At 72.3% G+C, this 22158-nt stretch carries 20 protein-coding genes; 6 read left to right on the top strand and 14 right to left on the bottom strand.

Annotated features, from left to right (window positions below; all coding sequences use genetic code 11):
* Positions 1-50: 50 nt before the first annotated feature.
* On the bottom strand, positions 51-788 hold the full coding sequence (gene infC, locus ACZ6S6_RS20000; protein ID WP_362966118.1) for a translation initiation factor IF-3: 738 nt from the start codon (positions 786-788) through the stop codon (positions 51-53).
* Positions 789-1154: 366 nt separating this feature from the next.
* On the opposite strand from infC, the gene ACZ6S6_RS19995 reads away from it, so the two are divergent.
* Positions 1155-1514 carry a DUF1844 domain-containing protein gene (locus tag ACZ6S6_RS19995; protein ID WP_362966120.1) on the top strand — a complete coding sequence of 120 codons (360 nt, stop codon included), beginning with the start codon at positions 1155-1157 and terminating at the stop codon, positions 1512-1514.
* A 133-nt stretch (positions 1515-1647) separates the two neighbouring features.
* On the opposite strand, the gene ACZ6S6_RS19990 is transcribed toward ACZ6S6_RS19995, so the two are convergent.
* From ACZ6S6_RS19990 to ACZ6S6_RS19980, 3 genes are all read right to left on the bottom strand, one after another.
* Positions 1648-2397 carry an SseB family protein gene (locus ACZ6S6_RS19990; protein WP_362956120.1) on the bottom strand — a complete coding sequence of 250 codons (750 nt, stop codon included), beginning with the start codon at positions 2395-2397 and terminating at the stop codon, positions 1648-1650.
* Positions 2398-2563: 166 nt separating this feature from the next.
* The gene (gene mycP, locus ACZ6S6_RS19985) at positions 2564-3787 is read right to left on the bottom strand and encodes a type VII secretion-associated serine protease mycosin (RefSeq protein WP_469706396.1); all 1224 of its coding nucleotides are present in this window, start codon (positions 3785-3787) and stop codon (positions 2564-2566) included.
* Complete coding sequence (locus ACZ6S6_RS19980) at positions 3784-4677, bottom strand: hypothetical protein (RefSeq protein WP_469706522.1); 894 nt, start codon at positions 4675-4677, stop codon at positions 3784-3786. The genes mycP and ACZ6S6_RS19980 overlap by 4 nt, the downstream gene beginning before the upstream one ends.
* A gap of 367 nt (positions 4678-5044) precedes the next feature.
* Between ACZ6S6_RS19980 and ACZ6S6_RS19975 the strand changes: the two genes are divergently transcribed.
* Positions 5045-6247 carry an amino acid deaminase/aldolase gene (locus ACZ6S6_RS19975; RefSeq protein ID WP_469706395.1) on the top strand — a complete coding sequence of 401 codons (1203 nt, stop codon included), beginning with the start codon at positions 5045-5047 and terminating at the stop codon, positions 6245-6247.
* Between the two features lie 34 nt (positions 6248-6281).
* Here ACZ6S6_RS19975 and ACZ6S6_RS19970 read toward each other — a convergent pair whose 3' ends face one another.
* From ACZ6S6_RS19970 to ACZ6S6_RS19955, 4 genes are read right to left on the bottom strand one after another with little or no spacing between them, the layout of a single operon-like run.
* Positions 6282-7217: a DUF2510 domain-containing protein gene (locus tag ACZ6S6_RS19970; protein WP_362956132.1), complete on the bottom strand. Its 936-nt coding sequence runs from the start codon at positions 7215-7217 to the stop codon at positions 6282-6284.
* Positions 7218-7250: 33 nt separating this feature from the next.
* Entirely contained in the window at positions 7251-8039 is a 789-nt protein-coding gene (locus tag ACZ6S6_RS19965) for a 3-oxoacyl-ACP reductase (RefSeq protein WP_362956134.1), read from the bottom strand.
* Positions 8040-8045: 6 nt separating this feature from the next.
* Positions 8046-9410, bottom strand: coding sequence for an aldehyde dehydrogenase family protein (locus tag ACZ6S6_RS19960; RefSeq protein ID WP_469706394.1), 1365 nt, complete (start codon positions 9408-9410; stop codon positions 8046-8048).
* Positions 9411-9418: 8 nt separating this feature from the next.
* Positions 9419-10786 (bottom strand): glutamine synthetase family protein, encoded by a 1368-nt coding sequence (locus ACZ6S6_RS19955; RefSeq protein WP_469706393.1) that lies wholly within the window; start codon positions 10784-10786, stop codon positions 9419-9421.
* Positions 10787-10916: 130 nt separating this feature from the next.
* Between ACZ6S6_RS19955 and ACZ6S6_RS19950 the strand changes: the two genes are divergently transcribed.
* Positions 10917-11636: a gamma-glutamyl-gamma-aminobutyrate hydrolase family protein gene (locus tag ACZ6S6_RS19950; protein WP_362956143.1), complete on the top strand. Its 720-nt coding sequence runs from the start codon at positions 10917-10919 to the stop codon at positions 11634-11636.
* Here ACZ6S6_RS19950 and ACZ6S6_RS19945 read toward each other — a convergent pair.
* A complete protein-coding gene (locus ACZ6S6_RS19945; protein WP_469706392.1) occupies positions 11604-12560 on the bottom strand; it encodes an aminoglycoside phosphotransferase family protein in 957 nt (318 codons plus the stop codon). The two genes, ACZ6S6_RS19950 and ACZ6S6_RS19945, sit on opposite strands and share 33 nt — an antisense overlap.
* Before the next feature lie 171 nt (positions 12561-12731).
* The gene (locus ACZ6S6_RS19940) at positions 12732-13664 is read right to left on the bottom strand and encodes a LysR family transcriptional regulator (protein WP_362956149.1); all 933 of its coding nucleotides are present in this window, start codon (positions 13662-13664) and stop codon (positions 12732-12734) included.
* Positions 13665-13734: 70 nt separating this feature from the next.
* Between ACZ6S6_RS19940 and ACZ6S6_RS19935 the strand changes: the two genes are divergently transcribed.
* Positions 13735-14883 carry a TDT family transporter gene (locus ACZ6S6_RS19935; protein ID WP_469706391.1) on the top strand — a complete coding sequence of 383 codons (1149 nt, stop codon included), beginning with the start codon at positions 13735-13737 and terminating at the stop codon, positions 14881-14883.
* Here the strand turns inward: ACZ6S6_RS19935 and ACZ6S6_RS19930 are convergent.
* The 4 genes from ACZ6S6_RS19930 to ACZ6S6_RS19915 form a co-directional block, all read right to left on the bottom strand.
* Positions 14822-15529 (bottom strand): helical backbone metal receptor, encoded by a 708-nt coding sequence (locus ACZ6S6_RS19930; protein ID WP_469706390.1) that lies wholly within the window; start codon positions 15527-15529, stop codon positions 14822-14824. The two genes, ACZ6S6_RS19935 and ACZ6S6_RS19930, sit on opposite strands and share 62 nt — an antisense overlap.
* Positions 15530-15540: 11 nt before the next feature.
* A complete protein-coding gene (locus ACZ6S6_RS19925) occupies positions 15541-16086 on the bottom strand; it encodes a helix-turn-helix domain-containing protein (protein ID WP_362956159.1) in 546 nt (181 codons plus the stop codon).
* Between the two features lie 169 nt (positions 16087-16255).
* Positions 16256-18895 carry an ABC transporter permease/substrate binding protein gene (locus tag ACZ6S6_RS19920; protein WP_469706389.1) on the bottom strand — a complete coding sequence of 880 codons (2640 nt, stop codon included), beginning with the start codon at positions 18893-18895 and terminating at the stop codon, positions 16256-16258.
* On the bottom strand, positions 18888-19952 hold the full coding sequence (locus tag ACZ6S6_RS19915; protein WP_362956164.1) for a quaternary amine ABC transporter ATP-binding protein: 1065 nt from the start codon (positions 19950-19952) through the stop codon (positions 18888-18890). Before ACZ6S6_RS19915 ends, ACZ6S6_RS19920 begins: the two co-directional genes overlap by 8 nt.
* Before the next feature lie 319 nt (positions 19953-20271).
* Here ACZ6S6_RS19915 and ACZ6S6_RS19910 point away from each other — a divergent pair, with 319 nt between their 5' ends.
* Complete coding sequence (locus ACZ6S6_RS19910) at positions 20272-21180, top strand: 5'-3' exonuclease (protein WP_469706521.1); 909 nt, start codon at positions 20272-20274, stop codon at positions 21178-21180.
* 74 nt (positions 21181-21254) lie between these two features.
* A complete protein-coding gene (locus tag ACZ6S6_RS19905; RefSeq protein WP_469706388.1) occupies positions 21255-22097 on the top strand; it encodes a siderophore-interacting protein in 843 nt (280 codons plus the stop codon).
* Positions 22098-22158: the final 61 nt, after the last annotated feature.

Genomic DNA, 22158 nt, shown 5'->3' with positions numbered 1-22158 from the left:
GGTGGGATTCCGGGGGGACCCGGGGGCGCCTGGATGGCGGCCCCAGGAGGTCACGCCTCGGAGGGTGTCTCGGCCGGAGCCTCGGAGGGCGCTTCGGAGGACGCTTCGGCCGGAGCCTCGGCAGTCTCGTCCGCAGCCTCGGCGTCCGCAGCCTCGGCGTCCGGGGTGTACCCCTGACGCTCCGCCTTGCGGGCGGCCTGGGCCTCGCGGGCCTCGGCCATGGCTTCGGTCTTCTTCTTGTGCGGGCCAAGAACCATGATCATGTTCCGGCCGTCCTGCTTCGGGTTGGACTCGATGAAGCCGAGTTCCTCCACGTCCGAAGCGAGACGCTGGAGCAGTCGGAAGCCCAGCTCCGGGCGGGACTGCTCACGACCACGGAACATGATCGTGATCTTGACCTTGTCGCCCTGCTTGAGGAACCGGACGACGTGACCCTTCTTGGTGTCATAGTCGTGCGGGTCGATCTTCGGCCGGAGCTTCATCTCCTTGATGACCGTGTGCGCCTGGTTCTTGCGCGCCTCACGGGCCTTCATGGCCGACTCGTACTTGAACTTCCCGTAGTCCATGAGCTTGCACACGGGCGGACGGGCGGTAGCCGCCACCTCGACCAGGTCGAGGTCGTACTCCTGTGCAAGTTCCAGGGCCTTGGCAAGCGGGACAATCCCGACCTGCTCGCCACTGGGACCGACAAGTCGCACCTCGGGTACGCGAATCCGGTCGTTGATGCGGGGCTCGGCGCTGATGGATCCTCCTCGGTAGCACCACGCGGCCGCCTGGCGGACAGCCACGTAACGTCTGTTTCGACAGACCAACCGTGCAGAGGCAAGAAAAATGCCCCGGACGGGACACAGGCGGGGCTCCTGGAAAAACCGGAACACCGCCGCGGTCAACCGCGGGGCGCATCGGGCGGCTCCATCGTCCGTACGGAACGATGGGCGCCACCTGACCGGTGACCCGCCGTCCAGAGGACGGCCAGGTGGGAGATCGGAGCCTCCACTTGTGGGCCGGGCACATAGATGCCCAGCCGGTCGTTACACAAGGTTAGCAGCTCCCCCGGGGTGGTGCGAACCCTGCGCACGGGGCCGTGACCCCTGAGGTCGGAGGTGCCGCTCCCGGGGAAGAGGGCACCCGGCCGTGGGCCTATCGTATGGGGCATGAGCGACGCGACCCCCACCACTGATTCCCCCGGCTTCGACGAAATGGCCCGCGACATCGCGGAGGTGCCGGCGGTCGAGGTGATCGTGACGGTCGCGGTCAACCTGATGAGCGCCGCCGCCGTGAAACTCGGGCTGACCGAGGACGACGAGCACAAGGACCTCGACGAGGCCCGCAAGCTGGTCCACGCGCTGGCCGGCCTGCTGGACGCGAGCACCACCGAGATCAGCTCCTTCCACGCGGCTCCGCTGCGCGACGGCCTGAAGTCGCTGCAGCTGGCGTTCCGCGAGGCCTCCCTCGTACCGGACGAGCCCGGCCAGGGCCCCGGCGAGAAGTACACCGGCCCGGTCTTCGGCTGAGCCGCACCCCCTCTCCACACCCGTGAGCCCCCGCCCTTGTGGCGGGGGCTCACCGCGTCCGGCGAAGATTGTCCCGTTTCCCCGCACTCCCCCGACTCCGCGCGCCGTTGCGCGCGTTGGGCCGGTGAGGTGATCAGCGAGTGAACAGGGCGTCACCCGGTGCGTTCGCATCGGCGGGGAGCAGCGCCAGGTCGAGCCCGCGGACCAGCCGGGCCCGCAGCACCTCGCTGGCCGCCAGCGACCGGGCGACCCGGCCCGCCGCCTCGGCGGGATCGGCGTCCGCCGCCAGCACCAGGGCGAGGGTGCCGTCGGCACGGCCCGGACCGAGGTGGGCGCGGAGCACCGCGGGTTCGGCGGCGACGGCGTCCCGTACCGCCGAGGTGACGGCGGGGTCGTCCAGCGGGTCGGCGCTGGTACGGCCCTCGGCGAGGGCCAGCAGGGCGGAGCCGGTCACCTCGAAGGCCACCGGACCGGCGAGGTCGAGCACCACCGTGTCCGCCTTCTCGTGCGCCGCGGCCTGAAGTGCCTGGTGCAGGGGTACGGCGACGGGGCGGGCCTGCGGGTCCCAGCGGGCCAGCGAGGCGGTGGAGGTGAAGGCGGGCAGGGCGCGGCGGTCGCCGGCCTGGAGGGTGGGGACGGCCATGTCGCTCGTCTTCTCCCGGCGCAGCCCACTCCCCCGTCCCCCGCCACTCTCGTCGCCCTCCTCCACCTCGCCGAGGACGGCCACCACGGGGACCAGCAGACGGGCTCCCCCGAGCGCTTCGAGCACCGGGCCGACGGCCTCGCGGTTCTCGGCCCAGGCGGCCAGGGCCGCGGTCAGGGCGGGGTCGGCCGTGCCGTCGTCGTCTGAGTATCCGGAGTCCGGAATGTTCTTCTGCGCCACAGGGCGAGGGTAGTGCCTGGTCATTCCGGCAGAGCAAGGAGTCCGGGATCGCGCTCGTCGAGTCGGCGGCGAGGGCGGCGGTCGGGGTGCTGAGGGCCGCGGGCTGAGACGCGCCGCGCGCCCTCATCGGGCCGACGGCGGGGGGCCCGCCCGGCCGGTGCGCCCGTCAGCGGCGCGGGAACACCGGCCGGCCGTTGCGGCCGCGCCACAGCACCACGGCCAGTGCGAGCAGGAGCGCGCCGAGGCCGCCCGCCGCCGGGGCGAGCCAGCCCGCGGGGCCGCCGTCCTCGCGGGGCGGGGTGGGGCCCGGTCCGAAGTACCGCTTGCGGTAGCCGACCCCGGTGGAGTCCGCGGAGTCCGAGCGCAGCCCGTCGGGGCGGAGCCCGGCGCCCGCCTCGATGGCCGCGGCCGGGTCGACCATGCCGTAGCCCCGGGCGTCGTCCCGGCCGCCCGAGGGCGAGCTGCGCGCGGTGTCCGTGAGGAGCTTCTTGATCTGGGCGGGCGGGAGGCCGGGGTGGGCGGCACGGACCAGCGCGACCGCGCCGGAGACGAACGCGGAGGCTGCCGAGGTGCCCCACTCCACGTAGTACTGCCGGTCGGGGGCGGGGACGACGATGTCGACCCCGGGGGCGCTCACGGCGGCGTACCAGCGGCGGGTGGAGAACGAGGCGTGTGTGCCGTACCTGTCGACGGCGGCGACCGCGATGACGCCGGGGTAGGCGGCGGGGTACGAGATGTGGTCGCCCTTCTCGCCCCCGTTGCCGGACGACGCGACGACGACCGCGCCCTTCTTCAGCGCGTACTGGACGGCGGCGTCCTCACCGGGCTCCGGATGGGCGGACTCGCTGTCGTCGCCCAGGGAGAGGTTGATGACGTCGGCGCCGTGGTCGGCGGCCCAGCGGATGCCGTCGGCGAGGGCCGTGCCGCGCGACTTGCGGGCCTTGGCCCGGGACGGGTCGGACGCCTCCAGGATGACCCGGACCGGGAGGATCTTCGCCTGCGGGGCGATGCCGAGCACTCCGTCGGCGTTTGCGGGCCCGTGGCCCCGGCCGGCGATGATCCCGGCCATCGCGGTGCCGTGCCGGGCCCACGACCGGTCGCCGCGTCCGGCGCCGAAGCCGATCATGTCCTTGCCGGGCAGTACCTGGCCCGCCAGGTCGGGCAGGCTGCCGTCCACCCCGGTGTCGACGACGGCGACGGTGATCCCCTTGCCCCGGGTGGTCTGCCAGGCCTGCTCGGTGTGGAGCGCGTCCAGGCCCCACTGCTGGGCCCGGATGGTGTCCGCCCGCGCCGGTGACGCGGGCAGCAGCGCGAACGCGGTGGCGGCGCAGACCGCTCCGACGAGGCGGCGGTGACGGACGCGGCGGGGCGCTGCGGTCGGACGGGTCACTCAGGCTTCTCCGTGAGGTCGGTGACGGTCCTGCGCAGACCGCGCTCGACCCGGTCGGCCAGCCCCTTGGCCTCGTGGCCGAGGCCGGCCTGGGCCGCGGCGGTCGTGGCGTTCGCGGCCATGGCCTTGGCGGCGGGCTGCGGGGCGGTGACCGTCCGCCCGTCGGCGAAGCCGGAGACCGCGAACACCACGACAGGCACCTCGGCCAGGACGTGCACGGTCCAGCTGGCGCGCTGCTTGTCGCCGAATCCCGCGGCGGGGGTGTTCCTGACGGGATACGCGCGGGGCATCAGGTCGGAGCGTCCGTCGAGGTGCTGATCGGTGAACCGGGTGCTCAGCGCCCGCATGGCGTCGGCGTCGCCCTCGGTGAAGAGCAGTCCGACCGTGGTGACACTGCTGGACGTCGCGTCCGTGTAGGTGGCACGCAGCAGCCGGGCGCAGCCGGCCGGGCGGAGTGTCCTGACCAGCAGCGGGTCCAGGGCCGTCGTGCAGCCGCTGTCCGGGGCGACGGCGAGCCTGGTCCAGACCCGGTCGGAGCCGCCCGGTCCCGCGCCGACCCCCTTGAGGGTGCGCGGGAAGAGGGTGTCCACGGGCACGCTGTGCCAGGCGGCACGGCCCACGGTGTAGGTGCTGTGGGCCGCCGGATCGGCCGAGGAGTCGCTGATCAGCCAGCTGCCGGTGACAGCCCCGCCGATCAGCCCGAGGCCGAGCACGACGCAGACGGCGGCGGCCGCGGTCCTGAAGGGGTGCCGGGTCCGCACGGGGCGGAGCCTGGTGGTGGTCTCCGACGGTGTCTCGGCCGGGGGCCGGAGGTACGGCGGCCGGCCGGCGGGCGGCGCGGCGGGTCCACCGGTCCACGGGGGCGGTGCGCCGAGTTCCACGCCGCCCACCGGGCGCCGCCGGGTCTCCGGGGGCGGCGTACCGGGGCGCGGCGGGAAGGCCGGGGCGGGGGGCTCGGTTGCGGGGCCGGGAGGCACGGCGGGCGCGGGAGGCGCGGAGGGCGCGGGTACCTGGCAGTCCGGCGGGGCGGTCGGGCGTGGCGGGACAGGAGCGCGCTGCGCCTCGGTACTCATCCGCCCCCCTGGTCCGTTTCCGTACCGCACGCGGATCGCCGCCACAGGCAGGCTCGTTGCGCGCCGCGTGACCGTCACTCTACGGGCTGGGGCGCCCCTGAGGGGAGCGGGCCGCCGACCGCCGGACCGATCTGCGCGGATCATCCCCCTACCCAGCGGTACAGGTGTCTGGCAAGCTGCGGCCATGACTGCCCGCGCCGCTGACCGGACCCGCTACAACCGGGCCACCGCCCATCTCGATGCCCCGATCGCCGTCGTCGATCTGGAGGCGTTCGACGCCAACGCCGACGACCTGGTACGCCGTGCGGCCGGGAAGCCGATCCGGGTGGCGAGCAAGTCGGTGCGCTGCCGAGCCCTGCTGGAGCGGGTGCTCGCGCGGCCCGGTTTCGCCGGGATCATGTCGTTCACGCTCGCGGAGTCGCTGTGGCTGGCGCGGGCCGGATTCGAGGACGTGCTGCTGGCCTACCCGTCGGCCGACCGGCCGGCCTTCGCGGAACTCGCCGCGGACCCGAAGCTGGCCGCGGCCGTGACGGTGATGGTGGACGACCACGCGCAGCTGGAGCTGATCGACGCGGCACGCGGCGGCGGCACCGAGGAGATCCAGGTCTGTCTGGAGCTGGACACCTCGCTGCGGATGCTCGGCGGCCGGGTCAGGATCGGGGCGCTGCGTTCGCCGTTGCGCTCCCCCGCCCAACTGGCCGAGCTGGCACGGTCCGTGGCCCGCAGGCCCGGTTTCCGGCTGGTGGGGCTGATGGCGTACGAGGGCCATATCGCCGGGGTCGGCGACTCGGTGGAGGGGCGGCCGCTGCGGTCCCGGGCGATCCGGCTGATGCAGGCCGCGGGCCGCCGGGAACTGGCGGTGCGGCGGGCCGAGGTGGTGCGGGCGGTACGGGCCGTGGCACCTGACCTGGAGTTCGTGAACGGCGGCGGCACCGGCAGTGTGCAGCACACCGCCGCGGAGCACGCGGTGACGGAGATCGCGGCCGGTTCGGGCCTCTACGTACCGCGGTTGTTCGACAACTACACCTCGTTCACGGCCCGTCCGGCGGCCCTGTTCGCCCAGCCGGTGGTCCGCCGGCCCGGGGTGGGCGTGGTGACGGTGCTCGGTGGCGGCTACCCGGCGTCCGGTGCGGCCGGCCCGGACCGGCTGCCGGTCCCGTACCTCCCGGAGGGACTGCGCTACGACCCGCAGGAGGGACCCGGTGAGGTGCAGACCCCCTTGCTCGGCGCCCCGGCCGACGATCTGCTGATCGGCGACAAGGTGTGGTTCCGGCACGCGAAGGCCGGCGAACTGTGCGAGCGGTTCGACGCGTTGCAGCTGATCGAGGGGGACCGGGTGACGGCGACCGTGCCGACGTACCGGGGCGAGGGCCGCACCTTCCTCTGAGCCGAGGGGCCGGGGGCCGCGTCAGGGGGCGGCGTCAGGGGGCGACGGAACTGCCGACGCCGCCGCTCGTCTCACTGTCACCGATCGGCCGGATGCCCTTGGTGAGGGTGTCCATGAGGGAGAGCGGGGGCCCGTCGGGGCCCGCGTCGAAGGCGTACCGCACGACGACGGGCGACTCGCTGCCGACCGCCGAGGGGAAGACGAGGGACTGCACGTAGCCGCCGGGGCCCTTCCCGGTGACGACCTTCCAGCGCACCAGGTATCCGGTGCGTCCGGCCACGTTCACCGAGGCTGCCGCGATCTGCTTGTGGGAGATGATTCCGCCGTGGACGCGGGTACCGACGGGGTTCTCCTCGTACGCGGCCTTCGCCGCGGCGGCTATGTCGGCCTTGGCGAGCTTCTCCGCGGAGTCGGTGTCAGCGCCGTTCGGTGTCCGCGTGGTCACCGTGCCGTGGTAGCAGAAGTCGGCTGAGCTGCCGGGGCAGCTGTAGGTGCCGGTGGTGCGCATCGTGAGCACCTGTTCCACGGTGGTGTCGGGCTTCTCCCAGCCGTCGGGGATCGGCAGGGTGATGCCGTTGAGCTGGTCCACGAGCACCGTGGGGTCGCCGTCGTCCGGCGACGCGTCCGGCGAGGGGCTGTCGCCGTCGCCGGTGGCCGCGGGCGCCTGCGCGGAGCTGCCCGACCGGGCCTGCGGCCGCTTTCCGTCGTCGTCCCTGCCGAGCAGTACGGCTCCGGTCACCGCCGCACCGACGACCACCGCACCGGCCACCACCAGTGCGATGATCCGGCCGCTTCCGCCACCGCTCCCCCGGCCGGGCACGGCGGGGGAAGCGGTCCGCGCGGGGTCGAACCCCTGTGCCGCGGCAGCGTACGGGCGGGTGTGGGCGGTCCACGCCGTACCGTCCCACCACCGCTCGTTGCCGGGTGCTGCCGTGTCCGGATACCAGCCGGGCGGTGTCGGATAGCTCATCGCCCCACCCTATGTTCGAGAGCCGCGGCCCTCCTACAGCGGTGTGACGTAGGCGCCGGAGATGCCGCCGTCGACGAGGAAGTCGGTGGCGTTGACGAACGAGGAGTCGTCGCTCGCCAGGAAGGCGACGGCGGCCGCGATCTCGGTCGCCTCGGCGAACCGGCCGAGCGGAATGTGCACCAGCCGGCGGGCCGCGCGCTCCGGGTCCTTCGCGAACAGTTCCCGGAGCAGCGGGGTGTTGACCGGTCCGGGGCACAGCGCGTTGACCCGGATCCCCTCGCGGGCGAACTGGACGCCCAGTTCACGGGACATCGCGAGCACCCCGCCCTTGGAGGCGGTGTACGAGATCTGCGAGGTCGCCGCGCCCATCCTGGCCACGAACGAGGCGGTGTTGATGATCGAGCCCCGTCCCTGGCGCCGCATGTAGGGCAGGGCCGCCTTGCAGCACAGGTAGACGGAGGTGAGGTTGACGTCCTGGACGCGTTTCCAGGCCTCCAGGTCCGTGGTGAGGATGGAGTCGTCGTCGGGCGGCGAGATACCGGCGTTGTTGAAGGCGACGTCGACGGAGCCGTAGGTGTCGTGCGCCGCCGCGAACAGTGCCTCGACCTGTCCGGGCTCGGTCACGTCGACACGTACGAAGGTGCCGCCGACCGCTTCGGCGGCCGCCGCGCCCGCGGTCTCGTCGATGTCGCCGCAGACCACGTGCGCGCCCTCGGAGGCGAGCCGGTGGGCGGTGGCGAGGCCGATGCCGCTGCCTGCGCCGGTGATGACGGCGGTGCGGCCGACGAGGCGGCGGCAGATGTTCCCGTTGTCCGTGGTCATTCCGGTTCAGGCCTCCGTGCTGAGGAAGACGTTCTTGGTTTCGGTGAAGGCGGTGAGGGCGTCGGGTCCGAGTTCCCGGCCGAGGCCGGACTGCTTGTACCCGCCGAACGGGGTCCAGTAGCGGACCGCGGAGTGGGAGTTGACGGAGAGGTTCCCCGCCCGGACGGCCTGCGAGACGCGCAGCGCGCGCCCCACGTCGCGCGTCCACAGCGAGCCCGCGAGGCCGTAGCGCGTCGCGTTGGCGAGCCGGACGGCGTCCGCCTCGTCCTCGAAGGGCAGTACGACCGCGACCGGCCCGAACACCTCCTCGGTGGCGACGGGGGCGTCCGGGGGCACGTCGGTGAGGACGGTCGGCGGGAACCAGAAGCCGGGGCCCCGGGGCGCGCTGCCCCGGATCGCGGCCGCGCCCTCGGGGACGTGCCCGCGTACCCGGTCCAGCTGGGTGCGCGAGATGAGCGGGCCCATCTGGGTCTTCTCGTCGGACGGGTCGCCCACGACGACGGCGGCGACGGCCGGGGCGAGCAGTCCCAGGAAGCGGTCGTACGCGGATCGCTGGACGAGGATCCGGGTGCGGGCGCAGCAGTCCTGGCCCGCGTTGTCCAGGAAGGACATGGGGGCGGCGGCCGCGGCGGCCTCGATGTCGGCGTCGGCGAAGACGATGTTGGGGCTCTTGCCGCCGAGTTCGAGGGTGATCCGCTTCACGCGCTCGGCACACTTGGCCATGATCCGCTTGCCGACCCGGGTGGAGCCGGTGAAGACGATCTTGGCGACGTCCGGGTGCTCGACCAGGGCGTCGCCCGCCTCGTCGCCCGCGCCCGGCAGCACCTGGAAGAGGTGTTCGGGCAGTCCGGCCTCCAGGGCCAGTCCGGCGAGCCTCAGTGCGGTCAGCGGGGTGGTCTCGGCTGGTTTGAGGACGACGGCGTTGCCCGCCGCGAGGGCCGGGGCGAGCGCCCAGGCGGCGATCGGCATGGGGAAGTTCCAGGGGGCGATCACGCCGATGACGCCGAGGGGTTCGAGCAGGGTGATGTCGATGCCGCCGGGTACGGGGATCTGCCGGCCGCTCAGCCGTTCCACTCCCCCGGCGGCGTAGTCGAGGAGATCGCGGACGTTGCCCGCCTCCCAGCGGGCGTTGCCGATGGTGTGGCCCGCCTCGCGCACTTCCAGCCGGGCCAGTTCCTCGGTGCGGCCGTCCACGGCGGCGGCGAACCGGCGCAGCAGCCGGGCCCGGTCGGCGGGTGCGAGGGCCGCCCAGGTCCGCTGGGCGGCCGCCGCCCGGGTGACGGCCGCGTCCACCTCGGCCGCGGTGGTGGCGGGCACCGTGGCGACGAGCTCTTCCGTCGCCGGGTTCAGTACGTGGTGCTCACGGGTCAAGGAAGTCCTCACAGACGTTCGAAGGAGCGCTTGATCTCCCAGTCGGTCACCGCCGCGTCGAAGGCTTCGAGTTCGACGCGTGCCATGTTGGCGTAGTGCGCGACGGCCTCGGCCCCGAAGGCCGCCTCCGCGATCTCGCTGTGTTCCCAGAGCCGGGCGGCCTCGCGCAGGGAGGTGGGGACGCGGTCGTACGCGGCGGTGTAGGCGTTTCCCGCGCAGGGCTCGGGCAGTTCGAGACCGTGCTCGATGCCGTGGAGGCCGGCGGCGACGAGTGCGGCGACGGCGAGGTACGGGTTGACGTCACCGCCCGGGAGGCGGTTCTCGAAGCGCAGGGACTGGCCGTGGCCGACGACGCGGAGCGCGCAGGTGCGGTTGTCCTCGCCCCAGGCGACGGCGGTCGGGGCGAAGGAGCCGGGCTGGAAGCGCTTGTAGGAGTTGATGTTCGGCGCGTAGAGGAGCGAGAAGTCGCGCAGGGCCGCGAGCTGGCCGGCGAGGAAGTGCCGCATCACCGGGGACATGGCTCCGTCCTCGTCCGCCATGACGCTGCGTCCGGGGTCTCCGGTGGACCGGAGCGAGAGGTGGATGTGGCAGGAGTTGCCCTCGCGCTCGTTGAACTTGGCCATGAAGGTGAGCGAGACGCCTTCCTGCGCGGCGATCTCCTTGGCGCCCGTCTTGTAGACGGCGTGCTGGTCGCAGGTGACCAGGGCCTCGTCGTAGCGGAACACGATCTCGTGCTGGCCGGGGTTGCACTCGCCCTTGGCCGACTCGACGGTGAGGCCCGCGCCCGCCATCTCGTTGCGGATGCGGCGCAGCAGGGGTTCGACGCGGCCGGTGCCGAGGACGGAGTAGTCGACGTTGTACTGGTTGACCGGGGTGAGGTCGCGGTAGCCGCGGTCCCAGGCCTGTTCGTAGGTGTCCTTGAAGACGATGAATTCGAGTTCGGTGCCGGCGTGGGCGGTGTAGCCGTGTCCGGCGAGGCGTTCCAGCTGGCGGCGCAGGATCTGGCGGGGCGCGGCGACGACGGGCGAGCCGTCGCTCCACGCGAGGTCGGCGGTGACCATCGCGGTGCTCTCGTTCCAGGGCACCCTGCGCAGGGTGGCGAGGTCGGGGTGCATGGCGAAGTCGCCGTAGCCTCGGTCCCAGGAGGACATGGCGTAGCCGTCGACGGTGTTCATGTCGGTGTCGACGGCGAGGAGGTAGTTGCAGCCCTCGGTGCCGTGCGGCACGACCTCGTCGAGGAAGAAGCCGGCGGCGAAGCGTTTGCCCTGGAGCCGCCCCTGCATGTCGGGGAAGGCCAGGACCACGGTGTCGATCTCACCGGTGCCGACGAGGAGGCGCAGTTCCTCGACGGCGAGCGGGGCTGTTCGGTCGGACACGGATGGATCCTCTCCTCGCGGGCCGACGGATGATCCGGATCTACCGGCAGCTGATCCAAATCTATTGGGAGCGCAAGGGATTTGGATACGGTGCCGGTGCGTTCCGCGTGCCGTGCGAGAGGGAGATCCGATGAACCGCCCGCTGATCGGGATCAGTACGTATCTGGAGGCCTCGGCGCGCTGGGGCGTCTGGGATCTGCCCGTCGCACTGCTGCCGGCGGGCTACGGCCGGCTGGTCCGTGAGGCGGGCGGGCTGGCCGCGCTGCTTCCGCCGGACTCACCGGAACTGGCGGCGTCGGTCGTGGCGCGGCTCGACGCGGTGGTGGTCGCGGGCGGGCCGGATGTGGACCCGGCGCGGTACGGGGCCGGGCGCGATCCGCGGACCGGGCCGCCCGCGCCGGAGCGCGATGCCTGGGAGAGCGCCCTGATCGGGGCCGCGCTGGAGTCCGGCACCCCGTTGCTGGGGATCTGCCGGGGGATGCAGCTGCTGAACGTGGTCCTGGGCGGCACGCTGACACAGCATCTGGACGGGCACGCGGGCCCCGGCGGGGCGACGGGGGTGTTCGGGACGCACAGGGTGACGCCGGTGCCGGGGACGCGGTACGCCTCCGTGGTCCCCGGCGACTGCGACGTGCCCACCTACCACCACCAGGCCGCGGACCGGCTCGGCGCGGGTCTGGTGGCGTCGGCGCACGCCGCGGACGGCACGGTGGAGGCCGTCGAGCTGCCGGGGCCCGGATGGGTGCTCGGGGTGCAGTGGCATCCGGAGTCGGGCGACGACGTACGGGTGATGGCGGCGCTGGTGGCGGCCGCGCGGCTACGCGGGCCCGTGGGCGAGCCTGCCCCGTAGCCAGTCCAGTGCGGCCGCTCCCTGGGCCGCCTGGAACGCCCGCAGCGTGGGCAGGCCCGGCGGGTCGGGGCGCAGCGAGTGCGCCACGAAGTATCCGGTCAGGGCGGCGAGTACGGCGGTGACTCCGGCGGGGTCGGCGCCCCGGCCGAGCGGATGCGCCGCGAAGACGGTCTCCGGGTCGGGGCCGCCCTGGGCCGCGACGCACGGCAGCATCGCCAGCAGGTCGAACCAGGGTGCGGCGCGCATCGCGTGCGGCCAGTCGACGAAGACGACCCGGTCCTCGGTCAGCAGGATGTTGTCGGCGCGCAGATCGGCGTGGACGAGGCTGTCGCCCGTGGCGGGTTCCACCCAGCCGGACTCCAGTTCCGCGAGTGCGCCGAGTCGGCGTGCCGCCCAGGGATCGAGGCGGGCGTCGCCCCCTGCCGCGTGCAGGGTCCGCCAGCCGGTGAACATCGAGGCCTCGCGCTTGGCGACGGGCGGCGCGTCGGCCGGGGCCGGGGTGAGGAGGCGGCTGAGTGCGCCGACTGCGGCCAGGACGCGGTCCAGTTCGGCCGGGTCCCAGGGGACGCGGGGCTGACGGCCCTCGATGTCCTGGAGGACGAGGGCGACGCAGGTGCCGTCGTCGTACGAGCCGAGCAGCCGGGGTACGGGGGCGTGCGGCGGGAGGGCGGCGGTGTGGCGGGCCTCGGCGCGGTGCAGGTCCGGGCTGCCGGGGTTCACCTCGGCGCTCACCGCCTTGACGAAGGCCCGGCCGCCGTTCGCGAGCCGCACCCGTGCGGCGACGCCCGGCGAGAAGCCGCCGCTCTGGCTGCGGGCCTCGACGACGGGCGAGCCGAGGATGTCCTCGACGCCGCGTCGTACGGCGGCGGGCAGGTCGGCCCACGCGTGGCGGACGCCGCGGGCGGGCGGTGCGGTCGTGGTCATCCGTCCATCCTTCCGGCTCGGCCGGGGCGCGGGCCAGCCGTTTTACGGGGGACGGGGCCGCCCACGCCTCCGGAAGAGCCGCGCACCGCTCCGGGGGCCGCACCGCTCCGCGAGGGCCGCACGGCTCCGTGAGGCCGCACCGCCTCGTGAGTGAGGGCCGCCGCACCGCGCTCAGTCGCCGGGCCGCCCTGACCGCGTCAGGGAGAGCAGGTCCCGGGCCGGGCCCGTCGGGCGGTGCCCCGACGGCCAGACCGCGCGCAACTGGCGCCGCAGCCGGACCCCGGCGATCGGGATCTCGACCAGCCGCCGGGACGACAGCTCCTCGCCGAGGGCCAGCTCGCTCAGCACGCACGGTCCGGCGCCGCTCTCGGCCGCCCCCTTCACCGCCGTGGTCGAGGAGAGTTCCAGGAGCGGCTGGGCCAGTCCGCCGTGGACGGCGAGGGCGGCGTCCAGGACCTGCCGGGTGCCGGAGCCGTGCTCGCGCAGGATCAGCGGGGTCCCGGCGAGTTCCAGCGGGGTCAGCGGGGTGCGGCGGCGGGCCCAGGCGTGGGACGGGGCGACGACGACGACCAGGCGGTCGTGGGCGATGACGGTCCCGTCGAGCCCCTCGGGCACCGACAGGCCCTCGACGAACCCCAGGTCCGCCTCGCCGGTCAGCAGCCGCCGGGCGACGGCCGACGAGTTGCCGGCGAGCAGCGAGACGGCGGTGTCCGGCCGTTCGGCGCGCAGGGCGATCAGCCAGCCGGGGAGCAGGTACTCGGCGATGGTCATGGAGGCGGCGACCCGCAGCCTGGAGTCGCGCCGGTCACGCAGCGCCTGGGCGCCCGCGTCGAACGCCTCGGCGGCCTCGACGACCCGGCGCGCCCAGTCGGTGACGAGCGCGCCCGCGTCGGTGAGGCGGGAGCCGCGGGGCGAGCGGTCGAGCAGGGCGAGGCCGAGCTGCCGTTCCATCGACCGGACGCGGCTGCTGGCGGCGGGCTGGGAGATGCCGACGTCGCGTGCGGCCCGGCCGAGACTGCCGTGCCGGGCGACGGCGAGGAGCAGCTCCAGCGCGCCCAGATCGGGCACCCGGTGGGACAGAAGCGCAGGTACATCACTGGTCATAAGTCCACCTTATGACCTCATAGGGAGGGACTCCCTGGTGGGGGACGGCCGCGGAACCAAGAATCGTGGCATGGCCATCTTTCCGCAGACCCGCACCGCGTTCCCGCCCGCCCGCACGGCCCGGCGCCCCGCGCTGCGGTACTTCGGCCCCAACTGGTACGCGACCGTCATGGGCACCTCGATCGTCGCGAGCGCGGGGGTCGCCCTGCCCGTGCACGTCCCCGGGCTGCGGGCGGTCTGCGCGGTGGTGTGGGTGCTGGCCGCACTCATGCTCGCCGCGGTGCTCACGGCGCGCGCCGGGCACTGGGCCTCGCACCGCGACCAGGCCCGCGCCCACCTCCTGGACCCGGGTGTCGCCCCGTTCTACGGCTGTCTCTCGATGGCGCTGCTGGCCGTCGGCGGCGCCGGGATGGTGGTGGGCAAGGATGTGATCGGGCACCGGGCGGCCCTCGCGCTGGATGTGGTGCTGTTCACCGCGGGCACCCTGACCGGGCTGTTCGTCGCGGTGGCGATCCCGTACCTGATGATGGTGCGCCACCGCCCGGAGCCCGGAACCGCGTCCCCGGTATGGCTGCTTCCCGTGGTCGCGCCCATGGTCTCCGCGGCTCTCGGTCCGCTGCTGGTGCCGGAGCTGCCGGCCGGCCAGTGGCGGGAGGCGCTGCTGCTGGCCTGTTACGCGATGTTCGGGCTGAGTCTGCTGGCGACGCTGGTGATGCTGCCGCTGATCTTCTCCCGGCTGGTCCACCAGGGTCCGCTGCCGCTCATGCTGACGCCCACGCTGTTCCTGGTGCTCGGCCCGCTGGGCCAGTCGACGACCGCGGTCAACACGCTCGCCGATGTGGCGCCGGGCGCGATCGGGGCCCCGTACGCCTCCGCGTTCGGCGCCTTCGCCGTGCTGTACGGGGTGCCGGTCATGGGGTTCGCGCTGATGTGGCTGGCGCTGGCCGGCGCCATGGTGGTGCGGGCGGTGCGGGGCGGGATGACGTTCGGCATGACGTGGTGGGGCTTCACCTTCCCCGTCGGCACGTGCGTCACGGGCGCCGCGGGACTGGCCCGGCACACCGGCCTGACGGCGTTCACCTGGCTGGCCGTCGCGCTCTATGTGCTGCTGGTGACGGCCTGGGCGGTGGCCGGTGTCCGCACGGTGCGCGGGCTGCTCAGCGGAGCGCTGCTCGCAGCGCCGCAGGGGCCCGCACCAGTGACGGCCCGTACCACGTGAGGAACCGCCCGTCGACGAGTGCGGCGGGCAGCGCCGGGAAGGCCTCGGGCCCGTCGTCGGCGGTGAACCGGTAGGGCTCGTCGGGCAGCACGACCAGGTCGGCGCCGGCCGCGTTCAGTTCGTCGAGCGGGACACGGGGGTAGCGCTCGGCGTGGTCCGCGTAGACGTTGGTGACGCCGAGCCGGGCCAGCAGGTCGCCGGCGAAGGTGTCGCGGCCCAGGACCATCCAGGGCTTGCGCCAGACGGGGACGACCGCGCGGCGCGGGGCGGAGGGCGGCGGCACGGCCGCCCAGGCGGCCTCGGCCTCGTCCAGCCACCGGGGCCTCGGCAGCCCGCAGGCACCGGTCAGGAGCCGGTCCAGTTCCGCGAACGCCTCGTCGAGGGTGCGGACGGTGGTGACGAGGACCTCGGTCCCGGCCTCCCGCAGCGCGGCGAGGTCGGGTTCCCGGTTCTCCTCCTCGTTGGCGACCACGAGGTCCGGGCGCAGGGCGAGGATTCCGGGCACGTCGGGGTTCTTGGTGCCCCCGACGCGGGCGGCGCCCAGCCCGGCGGGGTGGGTGCACCAGTCGGTGGCACCGACGAGGAGACCGGGCGCGGTTTCGGCGACGGCCTCGGTGAGCGAGGGGACGAGGGAGACGACGCGCACGGGAATCCTCCTCAGCGACGCGGGTCGAACGTCGCGTCGATGTGCTCGGCGACCGCGACGAACAGCAGCCGGGTGCCGGGTACCGTGGCCCGCCAGCGGTGGCGCACCCCGCCCGAGAGGAACAGCGTGTCCCCGCGCTCCAGCCGGTAGGCCTGTCCTTCGGCCTCCACCTCGGCGGCGCCCTCCGCCACGTACATCACCTCGTCGTTGCGGTGCTGGAACTCACGCCCCAGATCGAGCTCACCGGTGAATTCGAGGGCGCTGAGCTGATGGCGTCCGCGCACCACCCTGCGTGCCCCGTCCTCCTGCCCGCCGCGCACGACGTCGACGGCGCGCGCCGAGTCGGCGGCGGCCCGCAGGCGTGCGGGGGTGGTCTCCAGGGCGTCCGCGACCCGGTCCAGGGACCTGGCGCTGGGTCTGGCCCGCTCGTTCTCGATCTGGCTGAGGAACGGTACGGACAGGCCACTGCGCATCGCGACCGCGGCCAGCGTGAGTCCCAGGGATCTGCGCTGTCTGCGGACCGCCGCGCCCACCCGGAGTGTTTCCTTGTCGTCCATGTCCGGCTCCCTCCCGACTCCCCATCCTTCCGGCTGCCAGCACCTTACGCACACGGTTGCGCGAGGACGGCCGGTAATGAGACGTCCGGACAGCCCGAAAGGGGTGGGCACCGCCGCCGGCGGTGCCCACCCCTTCCTGTGCCGCGCCCCTGGCGGGGCCGCGACGGGGTTACTGCTGGGGAGCCATCTTGTCCGCGATGCCCGGGTTCTTCGCCATCCAGGCCTTCACGGCTTCGTCCTCGTGTCCCGTACCGAGCTTCTGGATCTCGTTCTCCAGGCCGGCGAGCTGGTCCTCGCTCAGCTTGAAGTCCTTGAACCACTTGGTGAGCTGCGGGTAGTTCTTCGGGAAGTCCTTCGAGCCGATGGTGTGCAGGCGGTCGCCCTCACCGAAGGCCTTCTCGGGGTCCTGGAGCTTCGTCATCTTGTACTCGTTGTAGGCCCAGTGCGGGGTCCACAGGAGTACGGCGACGGGCTCCTTCTTGGCGTACGCGCGCTTCAGCTCGGCGAGCATGCCGGGCGTCGAGGAGTCGACGACCTTGTACTCCTTGTCGAGGCCGTACTGCGGCAGCACGTTCTTCTTGAGGTTCTCCATCGTGGCCGTGCCCGGCTCGATGCCGATGATCCGGCCCTTGAACTGGGAACCCTTGCCCTTGAGGTCGGCCAGGGACTTCACGTCCTTGACGTAGCCCGGCACCGCGACCTCGATCGAGGTGGGGCCGTACCACGAGCCGATGTCCGTCAGCTTCGAGCCGTACTTGTCCCAGTAGTTCTTCTGGGTGTATGGCAGCCAGCCGTCGAACTGCACGTCGATCTGACCGCGGGACATCGCGGTGTACATCGGGCCGACCTCGAACTGCTTGAGGTTGATCTTGTAACCGCGGTCCTCCAGGACGGCCTTCCACAGGTATGTGGCGGCGATGTCCTCCTCCCACGGGAACCAGGCCATCTCGACGGCGCGCTCGCGCTCGTCCTTGCCGTTGGCGCCCTTGGAGGTGGCGGCCTTCGCGACCGGGGCCGCCTTGTCGGCGAATCCCGCGTTGGCCTTGAGCCAGGTACGGACGGCCACCTGTTCCTTGCCGGATCCGCTCTTCTGGATCTGCGCCTCAAGACTGGTGAGCTGGTCCTCGGTCATCTTGAAGTTCTTCAGCCACTTGCCGACCTCGGGGTTCTCCTCGGAGAAGCCCTTGCGGGTCAGCGTGTGGATGCCGTCGCCCTTGCCCCAGAGGTTCTTGGGGTCCTTGAGCTTGGTCAGCTCGTACTGGTTGTACGCCCAGTGCGGCGACCAGAGCGGAACCACGATGGGCTCCTTCTTGGCGTACGAGCGCTTCAGCTCGGCCAGCATCGACGGCGTGGAGCCGTCGACGACCTTGTACTCCTTGTCCAGGCCGTAGCCCGGCAGGATCTTGTCCTTGAGCAGGCCCGTCTCACCGGCGCTCGGCTCGATGCCGACGACCCGGCCCTTGAAGTCGGACCCCTTGCCCTTGAGGTCGTCGAGCGACTCGACGCCCTTCACGTACGAGGGGACGGCCAGCTCCAGGGAGGTGGGTCCGAACCAGGAGCCCATGTCCTCCAGGCGGTCCTTGTACTTCTTCCAGTACGCGGCGTGGGTGACCGGCAGCCAGGAGTCCGTCTCGAAGTCGATCTGGCCGTTGGCCATACCGGTGTACAGCGCGCCGGCCTCGTACTGCTTGACGTCGACCTTGAAGCCGCGCTGTTCCAGCAGTTCCTTCCACAGGAACGTGGAGGCGATGCCCTCGTCCCACGGGATGTAGCCCATGCTGATCGTCTTGCCGGCCCCGATGTTCTTCGGGTCCTTGCTCGCGGTGTCGTCCGAGTCCGAGGAGGAGCCGAACACACCCATGCCGCCGGCCACGAGGGCGAGGGCGACGATGCCGGCCACGGCGACGACGGGCTGCGGGCGGTAGTTCCACACCTTCAGTCCGCCGGCCGCGGCCTGCGCCTTGGCGAGCGCGCGGCGGGCCAGCGGGGAGACCTCGCGGCCCAGGGCGCTGGTCATCCGGTCCAGGTACATCGCCAGGATGACGATGGAGATACCGGCCTCGAAGCCGAGGCCGACGTCGACGTTGCCGATGGCGCGGTAGACGGAGCCGCCGAGGCCGCCGCCGCCGACCATGCCGGCGATGACCACCATGGACAGGCCCAGCATGATGACCTGGTTGATGCCCGCCATGATCGTGGGCAGCGCGAGCGGCAGCTGCACCCGCAGCAGGGTGTTGCGCGAGGTGGTGCCGAAGGCCTCTGCCGCCTCGACGAGTTCAGCGTCGACCTGGCGGATGCCGAGCTCGGTCATCCGGACGCCGGGGGGCAGCGCGAAGATGATGGTGGCGATGATGCCGGGGACGACGCCGACGCCGAAAAAGATGACGCCGGGGATCAGGTAGACCATGGCGGGCATGGTCTGCATGAAGTCGAGGACCGGCCGGGTCACCGCGCTGACGGCCTTGGACCGGGACGCCCAGATACCGAGCGGCACGGCCAGCACCAGCGTCACGATGGTGGCGACGAGTACCAGGGTGAGCGTGTCCATCGCTTCGTCCCACAACTCGACCGAGTCGATGAGGGCGAAGCCGACGAACGCGAGTACACCGGCGAGCAGACCGCGCAGCCACCAGGCGATGACGGCGACGATGCCCGCGAAGAGCAGGGGTGCGGGGGCGGAGAGTACGGCGGCTATGCCGTCGAACATCCCGCTGACTATGGAGCTGATGGCGTCGAAGAGCCAGGCCAGATGGGTCTGGAGCCAGTCGACGGCGGAGTCGACCCAGTCGCCGAGGTGGAGCCTAAACACTGGCCACCTTCTTCAGCGCGGCCGCGGCGTCCTGGGGAGCCTCGGCGGGGGTCATCGGCTCACCGAGCACGGCGAGCAGCCGGGACCGGGGAACGACGCCGACGAGCTTGCCCTTGTCGTCGGTCACGGCGACCGCGACACCGCTCTGTGAGCAGGGCGTGAAGAGTTCGATGATCGGGGTGCCCTCGGTAACGGTGGCGGGGGCCTCGCGCAGGACGTCCTGCGGGGTACGGAGTTCTTTGCCGTCGTCCGTCCTGGTGCCCATGACGGTGTGCGGCTCGGCCATGATCGCGCCCGCGGTCAGCACCCGGGAGCGGTCCACGTCCTGGGTGAAGGAGGCGACGTAGTCGTTGGCCGGGGTGACGAGGATGTCCTCGGCGGTGCCGAGCTGGACTATCTCCCCGTCGCGCATCACGGCGATGCGGTCACCGAGGCGCATGGCCTCGTTGAGGTCGTGGGTGATGAAGACGATGGTCTTCTTCAGCCGCTTCTGCAGTTCCAGGAGCTGGTCCTGCATGTCGCGGCGGATCAGCGGGTCCAGGGCACTGAAGGACTCGTCCATCAGGAGCAGGTCGGCGTCGGTGGCCAGTGCGCGGGCCAGACCGACACGCTGCTGCATACCGCCGGACAGCTCGTCGGGCCAGGAGTTCTCCCAGCCCGCCAGGCCGGTCATCTCCAGGGCCTCGGCAGCGCGGCGGTTGCGCTCGTCGCGCGGCACGCCCTGCACCTCCAGGCCGTAGCCGGCGTTCTCCAGCACGCTCCGGTGGGGGAAGAGCGCGAAGTGCTGGAACACCATGCTGATCTTGGTGGACCGGACATGGCGGAGCTCGGCGGGAGTCAGTGCGGTCAGGTCCTGGTCGTCGAACAGCACCTTCCCCGCAGTGGGCTCAAGGAGCCCGTTGAGCATCCGCAGCAACGTCGACTTGCCGGACCCGGACAGACCCATCACAACAAAGATCTGTCCCGGTTCAACGGTGAACGATGCGTCGATCACCGCTGCGGTCGTTCCCTCGGCACGCAGCTCATCGCGGCTGGAGCCGCTCTCGAGTTTCTGCATGGCTTGATCGGGTCGTCTGCCGAAGACCTTGTACAAGTGTTCGGCTTGCAGCCTTGACACATACACCTCACGCGTTGAACCGAAAACGGTCTGCCACCCCCTCCGGCAGACCGTGGAGCGCGCGGATTCGGTCCGCATGGCACGTGCACTAGTTGAAAATGCGACGTGGTCCGCTCCGATGCCGCGCCTGCCCCCGCTTACGCGGGGCAAACACAAGAGTGACCCAGCTCACACAAAAGCGGCCCTGGATCGGGAACCGCGTCCTCGGCGGCCACTGTCTGCGGGGTGCGGCATCATCAGGGGTGTGACGCGACGCCTGATGCTCCTCGACACCGCTTCCCTCTACTACCGCGCCTACTTCGGAGTCCCCGACTCGGTGCGCGCGCCGGACGGGACCCCGGTCAACGCCGTGCGCGGACTGCTCGATTTCATCGGCCGGCTGGTGCAGGACCACCGGCCGGACGATCTGGTCGCCTGCATGGACGCGGACTGGCGGCCGCACTGGCGGGTCGAGCTGATCCCCTCGTACAAGGCGCACCGGGTGGCGGTGGAGACCGCCGATGGGCTGCCCGACGAGGAAGCGACGCCCGACACGCTGGCCCCGCAGGTGCCGATCATCGAGGACGTGCTCGACGCCCTGGGGATCGCCCGGGTCGGCGTCGCGGAGTACGAGGCGGATGACGTGATCGGCACACTGGCGGGCCTGGCGACCGGTCCGGTGGACATCGTCACGGGCGACCGGGACCTCTACCAGCTGGTGGACGACGCCCGCGAGGTGCGGGTGCTCTACCCGCTGAAGGGCGTCGGCTCGCTCCAGGTGACGGACGAGGCCTGGCTGCGCGAGAAGTACGGGGTGGACGGCTCCGGCTATGTCGATCTGGCGCTGCTGCGCGGCGACCCGAGCGACGGGCTGCCCGGCGTGCCCGGCATCGGCGAGAAGACGGCGGCGAAGCTGCTGGACGCCTTCGGCGATCTGGCCGCAATCATGGCGGCGGTGGACGACCCGGCCGCGAAGCTGACGCCCTCGCAGCGCAAACGGCTCGACGAGGCCCGCGACTACGTCGCCGTCGCGCCGACGGTGGTCCGGGTCGCCGGTGACGTACCGCTGCCCGCGTTCGACCCCGCGCTCCCCGCCGAGCCGCGCGACCCGGCGGCGCTCGAAGCGCTTGCGGACCAGTGGGGGCTGGGCGGCGCCCTGCAGCGCCTCCTCTCCACACTTCGGAACTGAGGTGTTAGGTTAGGTAACCCTAAGGCCGATTCCTCGGTCAGTGGTCCGGGTATCCGAAACAGGGAGAGAACCTCGTGGCAGAACGACCGGCGCGACAGGCCCCCAAGGCGCAGGGTGCGCAGGTCCTGCGCACCGAGCAGCTCACTCCGCACATGATCCGGGTGGTGCTCGGCGGTGACGGTCTCGCGGATTTCGCGCTCTCCGGTTTCAGCGATCACTACGTCAAGCTCTGCTTCGCCCCCGAGGGCGCCGAGTACGCGCACCCCTTCGACATGGCCCGCATCCGCGAGGAGTTCCCGCGCGAGTTGTGGCCCACCACCCGTACGTACACGGTGCGCTTCTGGGACCCGGCCACCCGGGAGATGGCCATCGACTTCGTGGTGCACGGCGACGAGGGCCTCGCGGGCCCGTGGGCGGCCCGTGCCGCGGCCGGCGACCCGGTGACCTTCCTGGGCCCCGGCGGCGGCTACGGCCCGGACGCCTCGGCCGACTGGCATCTCCTGGTGGGCGACGAGAGCGCGCTGCCGGCCATCGCCGCGGCGATGGAGCAGATGCCCGCGAACGCGGTGGTGCACGCCTTCATCGAGGTCACGGACGCCACGGAGGAGCAGAAGATCGCGACGCCGGACGGCGTCGAGGTGAACTGGCTGCACCGGGGCGACCGCCCGGTCGGTGAGGCGCTCACCGCCGCCGTGAAGGGACTGGAGTTCCCGGCGGGGCAGGTGCAGGCGTTCGTCCACGGCGAGGCCGGCTTCGTCAAGGACATCCGGCGCCATCTGCGGCTGGACCGCGGCATCCCGCTGCCCCAGCTGTCGATCTCGGGTTACTGGCGCCTGGGCCAGAACGACGACGCCTGGCGCTCGGTCAAGCGCGAGTGGAACGAACAGGTGGAGCGCGAGCAGGAGAGCGCCGCGTAGGACACGTACGCGGAGTCCGGCTCGGCGGTGCCCCGGTCCTTGGACCGGGGCACCGCCATGT

The organism is Streptomyces sp. NPDC048671 (genome assembly GCF_055587045.1).
This window is presented reverse-complemented; position numbering and strand designations above follow the sequence as displayed.

What these genes read in the sequence shown, in the direction of transcription:
- ACZ6S6_RS19995 (WP_362966120.1), top strand. Translation starts at nt 1,155, where the DNA reads ATGAGCGACGCGACCCCCACCACTGATTCCCCCGGCTTCGACGAAATG.
- ACZ6S6_RS19975 (WP_469706395.1), top strand. Translation starts at nt 5,045, where the DNA reads ATGACTGCCCGCGCCGCTGACCGGACCCGCTACAACCGGGCCACCGCC.
- ACZ6S6_RS19970 (WP_362956132.1), bottom strand. Translation starts at nt 7,217, where the DNA reads ATGAGCTATCCGACACCGCCCGGCTGGTATCCGGACACGGCAGCACCC.
- ACZ6S6_RS19965 (WP_362956134.1), bottom strand. Translation starts at nt 8,039, where the DNA reads ATGACCACGGACAACGGGAACATCTGCCGCCGCCTCGTCGGCCGCACC.
- ACZ6S6_RS19950 (WP_362956143.1), top strand. Translation starts at nt 10,917, where the DNA reads ATGAACCGCCCGCTGATCGGGATCAGTACGTATCTGGAGGCCTCGGCG.
- ACZ6S6_RS19945 (WP_469706392.1), bottom strand. Translation starts at nt 12,560, where the DNA reads ATGACCACGACCGCACCGCCCGCCCGCGGCGTCCGCCACGCGTGGGCC.
- ACZ6S6_RS19940 (WP_362956149.1), bottom strand. Translation starts at nt 13,664, where the DNA reads ATGACCAGTGATGTACCTGCGCTTCTGTCCCACCGGGTGCCCGATCTG.
- ACZ6S6_RS19935 (WP_469706391.1), top strand. Translation starts at nt 13,735, where the DNA reads ATGGCCATCTTTCCGCAGACCCGCACCGCGTTCCCGCCCGCCCGCACG.
- ACZ6S6_RS19925 (WP_362956159.1), bottom strand. Translation starts at nt 16,086, where the DNA reads ATGGACGACAAGGAAACACTCCGGGTGGGCGCGGCGGTCCGCAGACAG.
- ACZ6S6_RS19915 (WP_362956164.1), bottom strand. Translation starts at nt 19,952, where the DNA reads ATGCAGAAACTCGAGAGCGGCTCCAGCCGCGATGAGCTGCGTGCCGAG.
- ACZ6S6_RS19910 (WP_469706521.1), top strand. Translation starts at nt 20,272, where the DNA reads ATGCTCCTCGACACCGCTTCCCTCTACTACCGCGCCTACTTCGGAGTC.